Annotated in this window: 19 protein-coding genes; 11 read left to right on the forward strand and 8 right to left on the reverse strand. The window is 40.6% G+C overall.

The window, feature by feature from the left end; translation table 11 throughout:
• Positions 1 to 34: 34 nt before the first annotated feature.
• Positions 35 to 1,222 carry a metal ABC transporter solute-binding protein, Zn/Mn family gene (locus tag ACMAZA_RS03480; protein WP_435190063.1) on the forward strand — a complete coding sequence of 396 codons (1,188 nt, stop codon included), beginning with the start codon at positions 35 to 37 and terminating at the stop codon, positions 1,220 to 1,222.
• Position 1,223: 1 nt separating this feature from the next.
• On the forward strand, positions 1,224 to 1,610 hold the full coding sequence (locus ACMAZA_RS03485; RefSeq protein ID WP_435190065.1) for a toxin-antitoxin system YwqK family antitoxin: 387 nt from the start codon (positions 1,224 to 1,226) through the stop codon (positions 1,608 to 1,610).
• A gap of 14 nt (positions 1,611 to 1,624) precedes the next feature.
• Here the strand turns inward: ACMAZA_RS03485 and ubiG are convergent, their stop codons facing one another.
• The gene (ubiG, locus tag ACMAZA_RS03490) at positions 1,625 to 2,335 is read right to left on the reverse strand and encodes a bifunctional 2-polyprenyl-6-hydroxyphenol methylase/3-demethylubiquinol 3-O-methyltransferase UbiG (RefSeq protein ID WP_435190067.1); all 711 of its coding nucleotides are present in this window, start codon (positions 2,333 to 2,335) and stop codon (positions 1,625 to 1,627) included.
• Positions 2,332 to 2,781: a peroxiredoxin gene (locus tag ACMAZA_RS03495; protein WP_435190069.1), complete on the reverse strand. Its 450-nt coding sequence runs from the start codon at positions 2,779 to 2,781 to the stop codon at positions 2,332 to 2,334. Before ACMAZA_RS03495 ends, ubiG begins: the two co-directional genes overlap by 4 nt.
• A 51-nt stretch (positions 2,782 to 2,832) precedes the next feature.
• Between ACMAZA_RS03495 and lepA the strand changes: the two genes are divergently transcribed.
• The gene (gene lepA, locus ACMAZA_RS03500) at positions 2,833 to 4,620 is read left to right on the forward strand and encodes a translation elongation factor 4 (protein WP_435190071.1); all 1,788 of its coding nucleotides are present in this window, start codon (positions 2,833 to 2,835) and stop codon (positions 4,618 to 4,620) included.
• On the opposite strand, the gene ACMAZA_RS03505 is transcribed toward lepA, so the two are convergent.
• Both ACMAZA_RS03505 and ACMAZA_RS03510 read right to left on the reverse strand, forming a co-directional pair.
• Complete coding sequence (locus ACMAZA_RS03505; protein WP_435190073.1) at positions 4,617 to 5,012, reverse strand: GFA family protein; 396 nt, start codon at positions 5,010 to 5,012, stop codon at positions 4,617 to 4,619. The genes lepA and ACMAZA_RS03505 overlap by 4 nt on opposite strands.
• Entirely contained in the window at positions 5,009 to 5,797 is a 789-nt protein-coding gene (locus ACMAZA_RS03510; RefSeq protein WP_435190075.1) for a cytochrome C assembly family protein, read from the reverse strand. Before ACMAZA_RS03510 ends, ACMAZA_RS03505 begins: the two co-directional genes overlap by 4 nt.
• Before the next feature lie 59 nt (positions 5,798 to 5,856).
• Here ACMAZA_RS03510 and ffh point away from each other — a divergent pair, with 59 nt between their 5' ends.
• The 7 genes from ffh (at position 5,857) to ACMAZA_RS03545 (ending at position 11,931) form a co-directional block, all read left to right on the forward strand.
• Positions 5,857 to 7,260: a signal recognition particle protein gene (gene ffh, locus ACMAZA_RS03515; protein ID WP_435190077.1), complete on the forward strand. Its 1,404-nt coding sequence runs from the start codon at positions 5,857 to 5,859 to the stop codon at positions 7,258 to 7,260.
• Positions 7,261 to 7,342: 82 nt separating this feature from the next.
• Positions 7,343 to 7,717, forward strand: a complete 375-nt coding sequence (locus ACMAZA_RS03520) for a DUF4430 domain-containing protein (protein ID WP_435190079.1) — start codon at positions 7,343 to 7,345, stop codon at positions 7,715 to 7,717.
• Between the two features lie 31 nt (positions 7,718 to 7,748).
• Positions 7,749 to 8,339, forward strand: coding sequence for a DUF6580 family putative transport protein (locus ACMAZA_RS03525; protein ID WP_435190081.1), 591 nt, complete (start codon positions 7,749 to 7,751; stop codon positions 8,337 to 8,339).
• A 70-nt stretch (positions 8,340 to 8,409) separates the two neighbouring features.
• Positions 8,410 to 9,288, forward strand: a complete 879-nt coding sequence (locus tag ACMAZA_RS03530) for a DMT family transporter (protein ID WP_435190083.1) — start codon at positions 8,410 to 8,412, stop codon at positions 9,286 to 9,288.
• A 36-nt stretch (positions 9,289 to 9,324) separates the two neighbouring features.
• A complete protein-coding gene (locus ACMAZA_RS03535; protein ID WP_435190085.1) occupies positions 9,325 to 10,179 on the forward strand; it encodes a DMT family transporter in 855 nt (284 codons plus the stop codon).
• Between the two features lie 5 nt (positions 10,180 to 10,184).
• Positions 10,185 to 11,084 (forward strand): DMT family transporter, encoded by a 900-nt coding sequence (locus tag ACMAZA_RS03540; protein ID WP_435190087.1) that lies wholly within the window; start codon positions 10,185 to 10,187, stop codon positions 11,082 to 11,084.
• A 67-nt stretch (positions 11,085 to 11,151) separates the two neighbouring features.
• Positions 11,152 to 11,931, forward strand: coding sequence for an ABC transporter ATP-binding protein (locus ACMAZA_RS03545; protein ID WP_435190089.1), 780 nt, complete (start codon positions 11,152 to 11,154; stop codon positions 11,929 to 11,931).
• On the opposite strand, the gene hisD is transcribed toward ACMAZA_RS03545, so the two are convergent.
• From hisD to ACMAZA_RS03565, 4 genes are read right to left on the reverse strand one after another with little or no spacing between them, the layout of a single operon-like run.
• Positions 11,932 to 13,230 (reverse strand): histidinol dehydrogenase, encoded by a 1,299-nt coding sequence (gene hisD / locus ACMAZA_RS03550; protein WP_435190091.1) that lies wholly within the window; start codon positions 13,228 to 13,230, stop codon positions 11,932 to 11,934.
• Positions 13,227 to 13,844: an ATP phosphoribosyltransferase gene (gene hisG, locus ACMAZA_RS03555; RefSeq protein WP_435190093.1), complete on the reverse strand. Its 618-nt coding sequence runs from the start codon at positions 13,842 to 13,844 to the stop codon at positions 13,227 to 13,229. Before hisG ends, hisD begins: the two co-directional genes overlap by 4 nt.
• Before the next feature lie 32 nt (positions 13,845 to 13,876).
• A complete protein-coding gene (gene murA / locus ACMAZA_RS03560; RefSeq protein ID WP_435190095.1) occupies positions 13,877 to 15,136 on the reverse strand; it encodes a UDP-N-acetylglucosamine 1-carboxyvinyltransferase in 1,260 nt (419 codons plus the stop codon).
• Between the two features lie 7 nt (positions 15,137 to 15,143).
• Positions 15,144 to 15,782 carry an MlaC/ttg2D family ABC transporter substrate-binding protein gene (locus ACMAZA_RS03565; protein WP_435190097.1) on the reverse strand — a complete coding sequence of 213 codons (639 nt, stop codon included), beginning with the start codon at positions 15,780 to 15,782 and terminating at the stop codon, positions 15,144 to 15,146.
• Positions 15,783 to 15,820: 38 nt separating this feature from the next.
• On the opposite strand from ACMAZA_RS03565, the gene uvrC reads away from it, so the two are divergent.
• Entirely contained in the window at positions 15,821 to 17,614 is a 1,794-nt protein-coding gene (gene uvrC / locus ACMAZA_RS03570) for an excinuclease ABC subunit UvrC (RefSeq protein WP_435190099.1), read from the forward strand.
• The last annotated feature ends 5 nt before the right edge of the window (positions 17,615 to 17,619 follow it).

Consider the following 17,619-nt stretch of genomic DNA (forward strand, 5'->3'; position numbering starts at 1 on the left):
ACATTGCAAGATTGTCAACTATGAAATGAAAATAATGAATCATTTAAAATCAATTTTCCTCACATCTGCCTTAATTTCAGGCCTTTCATTTACTGCAAATGCTGAAATTAATGTCGTTGCATCTGTTAAGCCAGTCCATTCATTGGTCTCTGGAGTCATGGACGGTATTGGTAGGCCGGATCTAATTGTCCAGGGCTCTGCTTCACCACATACCTACTCATTAAGACCTTCACAAGCTAGACAGCTTGAGGACGCTGACCTGGTTTTCTGGATGGGTCATGAATTGGAGTCTTTTTTAGAGCAGCCTCTTGAGGCAATTGCAACTAAGGCCCATGTAGTTGAACTGATTGATTCAAGTAAACTTAAAAAAATAAAAATGCGTGAAGGTGGAATGTTTGATGCTCACGCGCATGATGACCATGATGAGCACGAAGGACATGATGACCATGATGAGCACGAAGGACATGATGACCATGATGAGCACGAAGGACATGATGACCACGATGAGCACGAAGGAAATGATGACCATGATGAGCACGAAGGAAATGATGACCATGATGAGCACGAAGGACATGATGACCATGATGAGCACGAAGGACATGATGACCATGATGAGCACGAAGGACATGATGACCATGATGAGCACGAAGGACATGATGACCATGATGAGCACGAAGGACATGATGATCATGGACATGGTGAGTTTGATGTCCACGTTTGGCTTGATCCAGAAAATGCCAAAGTTTTGGTTAATGAAATCAAGCTAGCGCTAATTGAGCTTGATCCAGTTAATGCTTCAAAATATGAAGCAAACTCTAACAAAATGATTACTAAGCTAGACCAGCTTATGGATGAAGTTTCTAAGAAACTTGAATCTGAAAAAGGTAAAGGCTATGTTGTATTTCATGATGCCTATCAATATTTTGAGCAGCGATTTGGTATGAGCGCAGTTGGATCTATAACGGTCTCTCCTGAGGTTGTTCCAGGAGCTAACCGCATTAGAGAGCTGAAAGAGAAGATTAATGAATTAAACGCTCACTGTGTCTTTTCTGAGCCTCAATTCGAGCCGAAGCTTGTTTCTACAGTGATAGAGGGAACTCCAGCAAACACAGGGGTTCTTGACCCGCTTGGTGCTTCGATCAAGGACGGTCCAGAGCTTTACTTCACTCTGATCCGTAACATGGCTGATAGCCTGCACGAATGTCTATCCAAAAAAGACTAATATGAAAGACGGACTTCAAACGGAGACTATAGAAAATGGAATGTCTCTTGAGACTTTCTATAAAGATGGTTTGAAGCACGGTAAGGAGGTCTATAAGTATGCCTCAGGTTCTATCGCATCTGAGGCATATTACTCTAAAGGACTCCTTCAAGGCAAGCTCAGGGAGTGGAGAGAAGATGGTCAGTTACTTCAAGAATTGACTTATAAAAATAACTTAGAGCATGGTAAAGCCACTACCTGGAATGATAAGGGTCAACTTAGTTCAGAAATTATGATGAAAAAGGGAAGGCCATCTGGAAAATACATCATTTATAAAGACGGCGTTATATCAGAAGAGGGTATCGCTACTCCTCCAAAGATAGACCCTCCATCCTGCTCTTGCTGTTAAATTTAGAGAAAAAACTATAGGTTTATTTTTTTGTATTGCGTCATGTAATTAACGCTGACATCATCACCCAGCTTATATTTCTTAGTAATTGGGTTATAGGTCATTCCAATCATCGAGCTGATTGATAAATTGGACAATCTTGCCCACTCATCGATTTCACTTGGACGAATGAATTTCTGATAGTTGTGGGTCCCTTTAGGTAGAAGATTTAAGACATACTCAGCGCCTACTATTGCAAAGAAATAAGACTTTGGATTTCTGTTAATTGTTGAGAAGAAAATCCTCCCACTTGGCTTAACTAATTTCGAACAAGCCTCAATCACAAGTGAAGGATCCGGGACATGCTCTAACATCTCAAGGCAGGCAATAACGTCAAAAGATTCGGTTTCAGATTTAGCTAAGTCTTCAGCAGATATTGATTGATATTCAATATCGAGACCTGACTCAAGGAGGTGAAGTTTGGCAACTTCAAGGCCAGCTTCAGCAAGATCAATTCCAACCACAGTAGCGCCTTCAAGAGCTAAGGATTCACTCAGTATTCCACCACCACAGCCTACATCAAGTATGCGTTTTCCTTCGAGATTACCTCCGCACTGCTCCTTGATATAGTTTAGACGAAGCGGGTTAATGTCATGAAGCGGTTTAAATTCAGAATCTCTGTCCCACCAGCGCGCTGCTAGTGCTGCAAATTTATTTACCTCTTCGTGATCAACGTTTGAATTCATAGCGACTTTACAAAGTCTAGAACTTCCTCAGCGTGCCCATCAACTTTAACTTTGTCCCATTGTTTGAGAATATCACCATCAGGACTTATTACAAAAGTAGATCTGACTATTCCGATATGCTCTTTGCCATACATTTTTTTGAGCTTGAGTACATCAAACTGCTTACAAAGAGACTCATCTTCATCTGAGATCAGGTCAATCGTATAATTAAATTTGTTGATGAATTTTTCATGGGATGCGATGGAGTCTCTAGAGACGCCGTATACAACAGAATTATTCTCAGCAAAAGCGTCGTTGAGCCTAGTAAAGTCGTTGCCTTCAATAGTGCATCCTGGAGTGTCATCCTTAGGGTAGAAGTAGAGAACAATGTTTCTTCCTTGGTCATCAGGAATATTGACATTTTGATCACTTGTTGCGACACATGTAGTAGGGTTTACTTTATTCATATACGATATAATCTCATGGTTTAAATTAAAAGCATTCATTTTATCATTGATATGCCAAAAATCCGAAATTTTTCTATCATTGCTCACATCGATCACGGCAAGTCAACCATTGCTGATCGCTTCATTCAATTCTGTGGCGGTTTAACTGATCGAGAGATGTCCTCACAGGTTCTTGACTCTATGGATATTGAGAAGGAGAGAGGGATTACAATTAAGTCTCAAAGCGTCTCTTTGAATTATAAGGCAAGGGATGGTGAGACTTATCAGCTCAACTTTATCGACACTCCTGGACACGTAGATTTTTCATACGAGGTCTCTCGCTCGCTCTCAGCCTGCGAGGGTGCTTTACTCATTGTAGATGCTTCACAAGGTGTTGAAGCTCAGACTGTTGCGAATTGTTACACTGCAATAGATCAGGGATTAGAGGTTTTAGCTGTTCTAAACAAGATAGATCTCCCAGCCGCCGAGCCTGAGAGAGTGGTTGATGAGATTGAAGATGTTGTAGGGGTTGAGGCGCATGATGCAGTTCATGCGAGTGCTAAATCTGGAATTGGTATAGAAGAAATATTAGAACAGATTGTAGAAAAGATTCCATCACCCGAGGGTGAACTGGATGCCCCAATCAAGGCGCTGATTATTGACTCTTGGTTTGACAACTATCTTGGAGTTGTTTCCTTAATTAGAGTCATCGATGGCGAGATCAAGGCCAAAACAAAAATTAAAATCTTTTCCAATAAAAATGAGCACCTGGTAGATGAGGTAGGTATTTTTACTCCCAAGAGAACTAAAACAGAAAGCCTCAAGGCGGGTGAGGTTGGCTACTTGATTGCTAGCATTAAGAATATTGATGGCGCGCCAGTTGGTGATACGATTACAGGCAGTAAAAACCCTGTTGAGTTGCCACTTGATGGCTTTAAACCAGTCCAGCCTCGTGTTTTTGCTGGTCTATTCCCGACCTCGGGTGAGGATTATGAAAAATTTAGAGATGCGCTTGGAAAGCTTCGACTCAATGACGCAGCTTTGCAGTACGAGCCTGAAAATTCAGATGCTTTAGGGTTTGGATTTAGAATTGGCTTTTTAGGTCTTCTGCATATGGAAATTGTTCAGGAGAGGCTTGAGCGTGAGTATGATTTAGATTTAATCACCACAGCTCCTACCGTAATCTATGAAATATTAGATACTAAGGGCAATGTATCGAGAATTGATAGTCCCTCAAAGCTTCCACCAGTTCAAACCATAGCAGAGTTCAGAGAGCCTATCATTACAGCAAATATTCTGGTGACCAGTGAATATGTCGGCCCTGTCATAAGCCTGTGCGTGGAAAAAAGAGGGGTTCAGAAAAGTATTAACTATATGGGTAGGCAGGTATCTATCGTTTACGAATTACCTCTGAATGAAGTTGTCTTGGATTTCTTTGACAAGTTAAAGTCTGTCTCAAGAGGGTTTGCCTCAATGGACTATCAGTTTGAACGCTACCAAGCCTCAGACTTAATCCGCTTAGATATTCTCATTAATAATGAAGGCGTTGATGCTTTAGCACTCATTATCCATAGGGATAACTCTGTCTACAAAGGGAGAGAGATTGCTGGAAAAATGAAAGAGCTTATTCCAAGACAAATGTTTGATGTTGCAATTCAGGCCTGCATTGGAGTTAAGATTATTTCTCGTACTAACGTTAAGGCGCTCAGAAAGAATGTGACCGCAAAGTGTTACGGCGGAGATATAACCAGAAAAAGAAAGCTACTCGAAAAGCAAAAGAAGGGCAAGAAAAGAATGAGGTCGATTGGAAGGGTAGACATTCCGCAAGAGGCATTCCTTGCTGTACTTCATATTGACTAAACTATCTTTTCAAGACCGCTAAACCAGTCTGTGTGGTCTTTAGCGCAAACGAGTGTTGGCTTAATTTCAGGGATTTCCATAGTGCTTCCCAGTGGTGCCAACATCCATCCTTTTGAGGGTATAAATCTTGGCGCTCTTGAGCCGCATTTTTTACAGAAAGCATTCCCAAAAGTATTAGGCGGCTCTAAAGTATATTGACCCGTATTCTCTTGACCTGAAATCCACCTAAATTGATTCGCTTTGACAAAGAGGTTCGTTGCAAATGCAGCGCCCGTTACCTTTCTGCACCTTGAGCATTGACACATCCCAAAAAATTCATAGGGGCCTGAGAGCTCCCATGAAACTTCGCCACATAAACATTCGCCTTTGAGTGTTTTAAATTCAGAGCTCATAAGGCAAAGACTTCTATGAAGAATTTAGTTCCAAAGTAAGATAAGAGCAATACAGCAAAAGCTATTTGAGTTAATAAAACAATTAATTTGCCCCTGATTCCGAAAACCATGTGTGCAAACAAGATACCAGCAAAACCAAGCCAAGCCAAAACAGATAGGATTGTCTTATAGGTCAGTTGCTGAGTGAAAAAATCACTGATATAGAGGTAGCCTGAGATGAGTGACAGTGTGAGCAGTAAGAAGCCCATCTTTAAAGTTTGATATAAAAAATCTTCCATAGTTTGAAGTGCAGGAAGTTTATCTACAAAAGTGTTGAAGTTGTGTTCATGAAGAAAGCGCTCTTGAATGCTCAGAAGCAGTGATTGTCCGACAGCCAGAGAGAGAAGAGCGTATGCACCAATGGACAAAAATACGTGTGCTGCTATTGAGATTGATAGTAATTTTCCTCCTGAGCCAGGATAGAGAAAGGCGACAATCACTGCAATTGCACTCAACGGGTATACGATGATTCCAAGAGAGTGAATAGGCTTAGTGAATGAGGTCAAAAACAACAGCGTTGCTACTACCCAGGCAACAAAAGAAACGCTAACCGTTAATCCAAAGAATACGCCTTCATGCTGCCAGAGCTCAAACAAGATATAGCCATGAGACCAGCACGCAACAAAGAGCAATAAATTAACTATAACCCTATGTTGATTTGAAACCGTATCTAGTACAAAATATCGGGTAAGCAAAAGACCAGCAATCAGGTAAGTAATAAATGGCAGAGTGTGTAGTAATGGCATCTCTAGCAATGGCTTTGCAAAAGCTTATATAATAATATATTTCAGTCAACCAGAACATAATGTTTGATAATTTAACAGACCGTCTATCCAACAGTTTTAAAGCCCTACAGGGAAAAAATAAGTTATCAGAAGCCAACATCAAGGAAGCTATCCGTGAGGTAAGAAGATCTCTTCTCGAGGCCGATGTTGCGCTTGACGTCATAAAGTATTTCATTGAAAGGGTTCAAACAAAAGCTATTGGCCTTAAGGTTGGCGAAGGGTTAAACCCATCTCAAGCCTTCATCAAGTTAGTTGAGTCAGAGCTTACAGAGGTGATTGGTGGACAAAATGAGTCTCTCAATCTAGCAACTCAGCCACCTGCGGTCGTTATGGTTGCTGGTCTCCAGGGTTCTGGTAAAACAACCTCAATTGCAAAGTTAGCTCGATTTTTAAAGGAAGATCAAAAAAAGAAGGTCCTGGTGGTTAGTGCTGACGTCTATAGGCCAGCTGCGATAGAACAGCTGAAAGTTCTCGCCCAAGAGATAGAGGTCGATTTTTTTCCTTCAACTGTAGATGAGAGGCCAGAAAAAATTGTTGCTGATGCAAAAAAACAAGCACAGTCTCAGTTCCATGATGTACTTTTAGTCGATACTGCAGGAAGGCTTGCTATTGATGAGCAGATGATGTCTGAGATACAGATCCTTCAGAAGCAAGTAAACCCCATTGAAACCCTCTTTGTTGTTGATTCAATGACTGGTCAGGATGCAGCTCATACTGCAAAAGCGTTCTCTGATGTGTTGCCGTTAACAGGTGTGATCCTTACTAAAACGGATGGTGATGCGAGAGGCGGTGCTGCGCTCTCTGTTAGGCACATTACTGGAAAGCCAATCAAGTTTATGGGTGTCGGTGAAAAGACTGACGCGTTGGAGCCATTTCATCCAGATAGATTGGTTTCAAGGATTCTTGGAATGGGTGACGTGCTCTCGTTGGTCGATGAGATTTCCAAGAAGGTTGATCATAAAAAGGCACAAAAAAATGTTCAGAAGATGGCAAAAGGCCGCTTCGATTTGGATGATATGAGAGACCAGCTCATTCAAATGCAGGATATGGGGGGTATGGGTGCCCTTATGGATAAGCTTCCAGGTATGGGACAAATGCCTCAAAGTGTTAAAAATCAAATGATTGGTGACAAAGAGAGCTCCAGGATGATTGCCATTATTAATTCAATGACTCCGAAAGAAAGAAACCATGTCAACCTCATTAAAGGGTCACGTAAAAAAAGGATAGCCGCAGGGTCGGGCACTGATGTTCAGCATGTCAACAAGCTGCTCAAACAGTTTGAAAAAATGCAAAAAACAATGAAAAAAATGAAAGGCGGCAAGATGAAAAAGATGATGCAACAAATGGAAGGGATGCAAGGTCAAGGCGGCATGCCAGATCTTTCTAAAATGCCTGGCTTTGGAAACAAGAAGTTTCCTTTCTGAGTTAGAAATATTTTTGTTGTTGCCTCTTGCAGTTTCTTGTTTTTGATATAAAATTCGACCTTTTAACCAACCCTTAAGCTCAATGAGACTTAACCTCAAAATCATAGCAATATTTTTGATTGGTTTGTTTTCATTCCAGCCGTTGTCTGTATCAGCTGACAACTCAATTGAGACGGTTCGATTGTCTCTAGCAATTACCTCGGCTGATCATATCAATTTAACAGCAGTCAAGCAGGTCGAGACAGGAATTAATGCCTATGATGCTATTAGACAGCTGATAGTTGTCGGGGTTAAAGATACAAGTTTTGGTCCTCAGATTATGTCTTTGGGCGGAGTAGAGGCTGATGGGAATACCTATTGGGCCTTGTATGTTAACGGCACAATGTCTATGGTAGGCGCGCATGATGTTATTCTTTCTGAAGATACATTTATTCGCTTGAACATGGAAGCCTTTTAAGATATGATTATTTCAAATTATTTGGAGAGAAATGATGGACAATCAAGATTACAAACTTAATTCAAGTTTTAGTTATTTAGTTATTTTGGCAGTCTTAATTGCCCTAGGCGTCGCTGGACGACTTTTACCTCATCCACCAAACTTTACACCAATGGCTGCAATTGCACTTTTCGCAGGCTTTATTTTTGTAAAAAGATACATGGCGATTGTTGCTGTAGTCGTTACAATGCTGCTTTGCGACTATTTTGCTTTTGGCTCTCTTTCAGCGAACTGGTTTGGGTCAAAGTCGATGTTTGTTGTTTATCTGGCTTTACTTTTTCCAATCGTTTTCAAAAACTACCTTCAAAGAAAGCTTGGTGCTCTAAGAATTGCTGGTGCTGCGCTTGCAAGCTCAACAGTCTTCTTCATTGCAACTAACTTTGCTGTATGGGCGTTTTCACCGATGTATGCAAAGACCTTTGAAGGTCTTGTGCTTTGTTACACTATGGCGATTCCTTTTTTCCAAAATACAATTGCTGGTGACCTAATCTGGTCCGGTGCCATATTTGGTGCTTATATTGCTCTTAGGAACTATTCAAATTTACAAATTTTCAATCAGAAAGATTCTTTAATCTTTAATTAAATCTTTAATCAATTGTCGACTGTTCATAATCAAAAGATTTTGAGCGTTTACTTTTGATTTTGAGGGCTGCATGACAAACCATCTAAAAGGCCTTTTGATGACTATTTTTGCAGTAGTTATTTTAAGTCCAGACTCAGTTTTAATAAGGCTTGTAGAAGAGGCATCCTCTGAGGTTGACAGCTGGACTGTTTTGTTCTGGAGGGGTTTGCTTTATGCAGTTGGAGTTTCTCTTCTCGTTCTCATTAAGTATCGAAGTAAAACTATTGCTGAGTTCAAAAATATTGGAAAAGGCGGTCTAGTAATTGGTCTTTTTTCTGGAATCAGTACAGGCACATTTGTGTTTGCTATCGTCTACACTTCAATTGCTAACGCACTAGTCATTATTAGTACTGGCCCCATTATGATTGCAATCGTTGCCTGGTTTTTACTGAAAGAGAAGTCCAGTCTAATCACTTGGGCCGCTATGATCATCGTTTTTATAGGTATTTATATAGTGATGAGTGGTAGCTTTGGTGGCAAGAGTCTCGTTGGAGACTTCTTTGCATTGATTACCGCTGTGATGATGGGTTTTACCTTTACTCTGACTCGAAAATATAAACACGTCAACATGGTTCCAGTCAACGCTATTGGTGGCCTTATTGCTGCCTTAATTGCATTCTTAATGGCCAATCAAATTACTGTACCGGCTGAGGTAGTAGGTTACATTATTGCAATGGGAGCGATACTCTCCATCTCGTTTAGCTTGATTACAATTGCTCCTAGGTATATGCCTGCTGCTGAAGTTGGGATGATAATGCCTCTAGAAACGGTCTTAGGTTCTCTCATTGCTTGGTATGTTATTAGTGAGGTGCCTTCTGTCAACGCTCTTGTTGGGGGCAGTATTGTGATCGTCACACTGTTTTTACATTCATGGTATAGCACTAGGCTTGCCAAAAATCAAATTGACTAGACAAGCAGTTGGTGCAATAGGTTTGTTGCAATAGTCATGTCTAATCACTTAAAAGGCCTCCTCATTGCTTTCTTTGGTGTCCTCGTGCTCACCCCCGAAGGGATACTTGTCAAGTTGGCTGACTCAGATAGTTTTACAATTCTGTTTTGGAGAGGCATCTTTTTTGCTCTGAGTATATTAATTATTCTGTTCATTGGCTATGGATCAAGAGCTATAAATGAGATAAAGAGTATCGGAAAAGAAGGAATTTTAATTGGCTGTTTGACTGGCCTTGGAGGCGCCACATTTATTCTTGCTATTCACTACACGACACTAGCTAAAACTTTGGTGATTATTAGTGCTTCGCCGCTCATGGTGGCCTTGGTTTCGTTCCTGCTCTTAAAGGAAAAGCCAAAAATTTTTACCTGGCTAGCAATGGTTGTTGTCTTCTTTGGAATTTACATTGTCATGTCTGGAGATACCAGTGGGCTAAATTTAAAGGGAAGTTTGTTTGCGCTTGCATCTGTTACAACGGGTGGGTTTTCTTTTACTTTGCTCAGAAAATATAAAGAGGTGAATATGGTCCCAGCTATGGCGATCAATGGTTTATTTATCACCCTAGTTGGATTAATCTTTGCAGAGTCATTAACACTGACCTCGCAAGCGATGACTTATATTGTCATCAGTAGTGTTTTAGTTGCAATCTCATTTACATTGATTACAATTGCACCTCAATACATTCCCGCACCTGAAGTCGCTATATTCTTTCCAATGGGGACCGTGATTGGTACTTTGTTGGCCTGGCTCGTTCTTAAGGAGGAGTTGTCGAATAACGCTGTATTTGGCGGTGTAATAGTCGTTTTAACTTTATTCATTCACTCAATTTATAGTGCTAAACAATCAAAAAATTAAAATTTATGAAATCACAAGCAATTAGAGCAGACCTTCTTATGCTTCTTGCAGCAGCGATATGGGGCTTTGCCTTTGTTGCCCAAAGAGAGGGGATGGAGACGATGGGTCCATTTCTATTCAACACTGCAAGGTTTTTTATTGGTACTGTTTTTTTGTTTCCAATCGTTTGGTATTTATCTAAAAAGAATAAACCTCAAGAGAATAAAGAAACATCCACTAAAAAGCTCTTGTTCGCAGGCTTTATTGCTGGACTATTTTTATTTATGGCTTCGAGTTTTCAGCAAGTTGGAATTCAATACACCACTGCAGGGAAAGCTGGCTTTATAACTGGCCTTTACATCTTTTTTGTTCCAATTATTGCCATATTTTTTGGTCAGAGGACTGGCTCTGGTACCTGGCTGGGCGCCTTCATTGCCGTCATAGGACTCTATCTGCTGAGCATCAATGATGACTTCAGTATTGCCAGGGGTGACCTCCTTCAACTCATATGCGCCGTCTTCTTTGCCGCGCACATTTTAGTGGTTGGCTATGTTGCCAAGAGAATGGACCCATTGAAGCTTTCATTGATCCAATACTTTGTCTCTGGCGTCTTAAGTCTTTTTATAGCAGTTGCTATAGAAGTAATTACTTGGCAGATGATTGTGGATACTGCGATTCCGCTCCTCTATGCCGGCATTATGTCGATTGGAGTAGGGTACACGCTGCAAGTGGTTGCTCAGCAGCATGCCAAATCCTCACATGCAGCTATTATTTTGGGTTTAGAGGGAGCATTTGCTGTCCTTGGTGGTTGGCTTATCCTGGATGAAAACTTGTCAACTCGAGGACTTATTGGCTGTGCACTGATGCTAGCAGGAATGTTCTTGTCTCAACTATTGCCGCGCCTGAGTTTCAAGAAAGCTAATTAAAGCAGCCCTTAAATCTCATGGTATGATTACCAAGCTTCTTTGCTATTTGATGTTTTAGTGGATATTGATGAATATTATCGATTTTCAAAATATAACGGTATTTCAAGGAAGAAACAAAGTCCTTGACGAATTCTCACTGACAATAGATGAGAGTCAAAGCACAGTTATTCTTGGTCCAAATGGCTCTGGTAAAACAACACTCCTTAAGCTTCTAAATAGAGAGCTTTATATCGTAGAGGATAAAAATAGCAGCCTTAAAATCTTTGAGAAAGACAGGTGGAATGTGGATGAACTTCGATCCAACTTGGGAGTCGTTTCACAGCACCTTCAGTACGGCTATTCAAGCACTGCGATAGGTCTATATGTTGTACTTTCAGGCTTTTATTCGAGTGATGGTATATGGCAGCACCAGGAGTTTGATGACGTTAAGCTAGATCGCGCCAAAGAGGTTATGGATCTTTTATCAATCACTAACCTAAAAGACAGAGAGTTCTCAACCCTATCTACCGGAGAGCAAAGAAAATTCTTGCTTGCCAGATCACTCGTTAATGATCCAGCCGTTCTAGTTTTTGACGAGCCAACCAGTGGCCTTGATATGAGTACATGCTTTCAGTACCTTGAAATTATTAGAGAGCTTATTAGTATGGGGAAAAAAGTGATCCTGGTCACGCACCACATTCATGAGATACCACCTGAGGTCACCAGAGTCATTCTATTGAAAGAGGGCAGGGTGATTGAGGATGGGGATAAAGATCAAATCTTAACTAATACCAACCTAACCAATCTGTTTGATTGGCCTATTAGAGTGATAAAGGAGAACGGTTATTACCAGGCAATACCTGGATAATTATTCTTTATCGGTGCGATAGAGTGCTGATTTTGCATGGGCCTGTAGACCTTCCCCAAATGCTAAAACGGAGGCAGTCTTACCCAATTTTTTTGCCCCTTCTTTTGAAGCCATGACAATGCTAGAACGTTTTGTAAAATCATAAACCCCTAGAGGTGATGAAAACCTTGCAGTGCTGGAGGTGGGCAAAACATGATTCGTTCCAGCGCAGTAATCACCGAGCGCTTCAGAAGAGTATTTACCCATAAAAATAGCACCTGCATGCTTAATATCATCAAGAATCGACTCTGGGTCTTCAACAGAGAGCTCGAGATGCTCAGGAGCAATTCTGTTAGAGATTTTGACAGCGTCATCAATGTCCTGAGTCAAAATCAGAGCACCTCTATTTTTGAGAGAGGTTTTAATGATTTGCTCCCTCTCCATAGTTGGAAGAAGTTTTGAAATGCTCATCTCAACCTCTTTTATAAAGTCTTCATCTGGGCACAGAAGGATTGCTTGGGCATCCTCGTCATGCTCAGCCTGAGAAAATAGATCCATTGCGATCCAGTCTGGATTGGTATTGCCATCACAGATAATGAGTATTTCTGAAGGCCCAGCGATCATGTCAATCCCAACCTGTCCGAAGACCTGTCTTTTGGCTGTGGCTACATAAATATTTCCAGGACCAACAATCTTGTCAACCTTTGGAATACTCTCTGTTCCATAAGCAAGAGCAGCTATAGCTTGAGCACCGCCGATAGTGATTACTAAATCAACCTCAGCAACATAAGCTGCAGCAAGGACTAATTCATTAATCACGCCATTGGGCGTTGGCACAACCATGATCAGCTCTTCAACCCCGGCCACTTTTGCAGGAATGCTATTCATTAGAACTGAGGAAGGGTAGGCCGCTTTGCCGCCAGGAACGTATAGTCCTGCCCTCTGCAATGGAGTTATTTTTTGACCTAGTACGGAGCCGTCTTCTTCTTTATAAGTCCATGACTCTTGAATCTGATTAAGGTGGTATGACTTAATTCTTTCCGCTGCAATCGAGAGCGCATTTTTTTGCTCACTCTCCAGATTGTCAAAAGATTCTTTGAGTCTATTATGAGAAATGATAAGCTCTGAAATAGAATGAGCCTTGAGAGAGTCAAACTGATTGGTGTAATCTAAAACCGAGGCGTCACCATTTTGTTTTACAGCATCAATAATTTTCTCAACAGAGCGATTAATTTCTTCATTTGAAGAGCTTTCCCAGGCTACTAATGCATTGAGTTGGCTATCAAAGTCTCTGTCTTGACTAGAAAATTTATGGATCATAAACTTTCTTTAATTTTTTGAATCCAACCATTGATTTCGCTATGCTTGGTGTTAAATGCTGCTGAGTTAACAATGAGTCTTGAGCTCACCTCATAGATTAAATCTAACGGGACAAGATTGTTTGCTTTGAGGGTATTACCGGTATCAACAAGGTCAACAATGCAGTCAGATAAACCAACAATAGGAGCAAGCTCCATAGCGCCATAAAGTTTGATGACTTCTACCTGCTTGCCTTGACTATAGAAGTACTCTTTTGCAGACCTGACATATTTTGTAGCTACCTTAAGTGAGCTCTTATTGAGGTCTTTATCTTTTTCAGAGGCGACCATCATTCTGCATTTGGATATACCCAAATCAAGCAGCTCAAAGACACCATCCGCGCCGTGTTCGATTAAGACATCTTTTCCGGCAATACCAAAATCTGCAGCGCCGTGCTGAACAAATACTGGAACGTCACTCGCTCTTAAAATAATAACCTGAATATCGTCAAAGTTAGTATCCAGAATTAGCTTTCTGCTTTTCAGCTCGGTTTGTGGAATACTAATCCCAGCTTCTTCTAAAAGCGGCAGGGTTTGGTCTAATATGCGACCTTTTGAGAGTGCAATCGTAAGCATGCTTTTTTAATCTCTAGTTGTCTGTTTAAAACTTAGTGCTGGACGCGTTCTATATCAGCGCCTAACATTTTAAATTTTTCTTCAATCATCTCGTAACCTCTGTCGAGATGATAAACGCGCTCAATGGTGGTTGTCCCATGAGCAGCTAGACCAGCCAAAACTAGACTGGCAGATGCCCTCAGGTCAGTAGCCATAAGATTCGCGCCAGACAAAGATTTTACCCCTTTACATACAACTGTGTTGCCTTCTAGCTTGAGGTCAGCTCCCATTCGGCTGAGTTCGGGCACATGCATAAAGCGATTTTCAAAGATGGTTTCAGTTATGGTGCTGCTTCCCTCTGCAATAGAATTAAGGGCCATAAATTGAGCCTGCATGTCAGTCGGAAAGTTTGGGTAGGCACTTGTTCGAATATTAACTGGGTTTGGCCTTTTACCTTTCATATCGAGCTTAATAGAGTTTTGATTGGTCTGAATATCCGCTCCAGTTTCAATGAGCTTTCCTATAACAGCACGCATGGAGTCTGGCTCAATATTATTAACAGTAATTTTGCCTCCAGTAATCGCAGCAGCAACAAGGTATGTTCCAGCCTCAATTCGATCTGGACAAATGGAGTATTCACAACCATCAAGATGATCCACTCCTTCAATGATCAATGAAGAGGTATTCTCACCAGTAATCTTTGCACCCATTTTTTTAAGGCATCGAATAAGATCAGTCACCTCAGGCTCTTGAGCAGCATTGTTAATTGTTGTAATGCCTTTAGCAAGCGCCGCCGCCATGATGATATTCTCTGTGGCGGTAACTGAAATCAAATCAAAATTAATTTGAGCACCTACAAGCTCTTTCGCCTTAGCATAAATGTATCCATTCTTAACCTCTATGGTTGCGCCCATCTTCTCAAGAGCATCCAGATGAAGGTTGACCGGTCTGGTTCCAATAGCGCAGCCACCAGGGAGTGATATTTTAGCTTCTTTGTATTTTGTGAGCATTGGACCAAGCGTCAAAATAGAGGCGCGCATGGTTTTAACGAGAGCATATTCAGCTACCAAATTAGTAAGCTTTGATGAGTCAATAAAGATCGATCCATCTTCCTCCAAAACAAAGTTTGATCCAATATCCATGAGCAGCCTCAGAGTTGTTGAAACATCACTCAGTTGAGGGGTATTCGACAGCTTAAGCGGACCATCTGCGAGAATGGAAGCGAAGAAGATGGGAAGCGTTGCGTTTTTGGATCCGGAGGTCTTGATGCTTCCTGAAAGAGGAGAGCCTCCATGAATATCTAATCTATACATTTAATTATTAGCTTGACAGCATTTTATCAATCAACTTTTCAATGCCTTGACGCTTTATTTTAGAGTCATACCCAATTTTTTCTATATCTAAAATACTAATGGATTGATATTCTAGATCATAAAGTTTCCAACTTTCTTTGTTGATTAATTTAAGAGTTACTGTTGCGCTTGCATTGGCGTCATCTTCAAGCGAGATTGAAACTTTAACTCTTGCAGTGTTGCCATTTTGACTAAAGTTGTCATCAACAAAAATGTTGATTTCCTCCCACTGATTAATCTCAGCAAGGATACCAACATACTCATCAATGAGTGAATTTTTAATATCTCTTTCAAATATTTTTCTCTGTTGAGTATCCAGTTGATTCCAATAGTCCCCCAAAGCTATTTCAGTGCTGTGTTCTAGGTCAATAAAGGGGATGATTTTCTTTTTCGCTAGATTCATAGTGGATTTGATTGATCCGCCACTATTTTGATTCAGATCAATAAAGGAGCAAACAACGTCATTGAGAATTGCTTCAACCTGCTCTGGCGCTGAAGTGCCAGCAGCTTTGGGTGAAATGGAGGGACATAGGGTTGCGGCATGTATTATTCCGATAAAGAGAAAGTTTATCAAGAATGCCTTTAAAATATTAAGGACAATTTTCATGACGCTATTGTACTATAACTGTGAAAAAAATAAGTGAAATGCAAAACCAAAATCTAAAATTAAAACTAAAAAATTTGACAAGAGAATCTGGCGTCTACAAGATGCTTGATAAATCAGGAAATGTCATCTATGTTGGCAAGGCAAAAAACTTAAAGAATCGTGTTTCAAATTACTTTAATAAGTCGTCTCAGGATGAAAAAACGCAATTGCTCCAAAAGAATATTCATGATTTTTCAATCACAATAACCAAAACAGAAACACAGGCGCTTCTCCTAGAGAACGATCTCATCAAACAGTACAAGCCTAAATACAATATCCTGCTTAAAGACTCCAAGAGTTACCCATATATCTATATCAGCAATGATAAACATCCAAGGCTTGGCATGTTTAGGGGAAAGAAGAACAAGGACTACCATTATTTTGGACCTTATCCATCCAAGTATGCAGCAAGGGACGCGCTTGCTCTTCTAAAAAAAATCTTCAAAGTGAGGCAATGTAACAACAGTTTTTATAGGGCACGATCGCGCCCATGCCTAGAGTATCAAATTGGCCTTTGTAGTGCTCCATGCGTTGGAAAAATTTCAGATGAAAGGTATGATCAAGATGTACAGTTGGTCAGCCTCTTTTTGAATGGAAAATCAACAAAGCTTTTGAATGAGGTCTCCAAAAAAATGAAGGATGCCTCTAGTCATTTAGACTTTGAAGCAGCAGCAAGCTATAGAGATCAGCTCATTAACCTCAGAACCATCCAAGAAAGGCACAGCTCTCAGTTCACATCTGACATGGATGTCTTGAGTATCGTCAAAGATTCTAATGTGCACTGCATTGAAATTGTATTTGTAAGGTCTGGTAAGCAGATTGGTAGTGAAACCTTCTTTCCGAAAAATGTAAAAAATGACTCTAATGAAACAGTGCTGGGTGCATTTTTGCCTTTGTATTACCTTGGAAAGAATACACCTAAAGAGATAGTCATCAGCCATAAGCTGAATGACAAATCTCTTCTAGAAAAGGGCCTTTCGACAAAGCTCATCCATCTTCCAAGGGTTGATAAAAAACATTTCCTTGAATTGGCCACATTAAATGCTAAAGAGAATCTAAAGCAGCGCCTTTTACTGAAATTCACTAAAAAGAAACAGCTCGAGGCAATTCAAAAAATTCTAGCTTTAAAAAAACTACCAGAGGTCATGGAGTGCTTTGATATTAGTCATACAATGGGAGAGGCAACTACGGCCTCATGTGTTGTCTTTGAAAAGGGTGCTCCCAAGACGAGTGAGTACAGACAGTTCAATATTAAGGACATTACTCCGGGTGATGACTATGCTGCGATTAACCAAGCAGTATATAGAAGATATTCTAGGATTCAAGAAGCACAAAAAGAGATGCCGGATATTGTGTTCATTGATGGCGGACTGGGTCAGCTCAATCAAGCCATCATGGTGATGAACTCTATCGGAATCGACAATGTTCTATTGGTTGGTATTGCAAAGGGTGAGGGAAGAAAGTCAGGCCTTGAAACACTCATTACAGTTGAGGGGGAAAAGGTTAAAAAGATAAACTTGCCGCCTTTTGATCCGGCTCTTCTTTTAATCAATCATATCAGAGATGAATCTCATCGCTTTGCTATTAAAAACCATCGTAAAAAAAGAGCCAAGAAAAGAACGAAGTCATCTCTGGAGTCGATCAAGGGCGTCGGCACCAATAAAAGGAGCGCACTCTTGAATCATTTTGGCGGCATTCAAGAAATTGAAAATGCAAGCATTGACGAACTTCAAAAAGTAGTCGGCATTAATCTTAAATTAGCGACTAAAATACGAGAATCTTTAAAGAAATAACTTGA

This window comes from Pseudothioglobus sp. nBUS_23 (genome assembly GCF_051201565.1).
GTDB lineage: Bacteria > Pseudomonadota > Gammaproteobacteria > PS1 > Pseudothioglobaceae > Pseudothioglobus.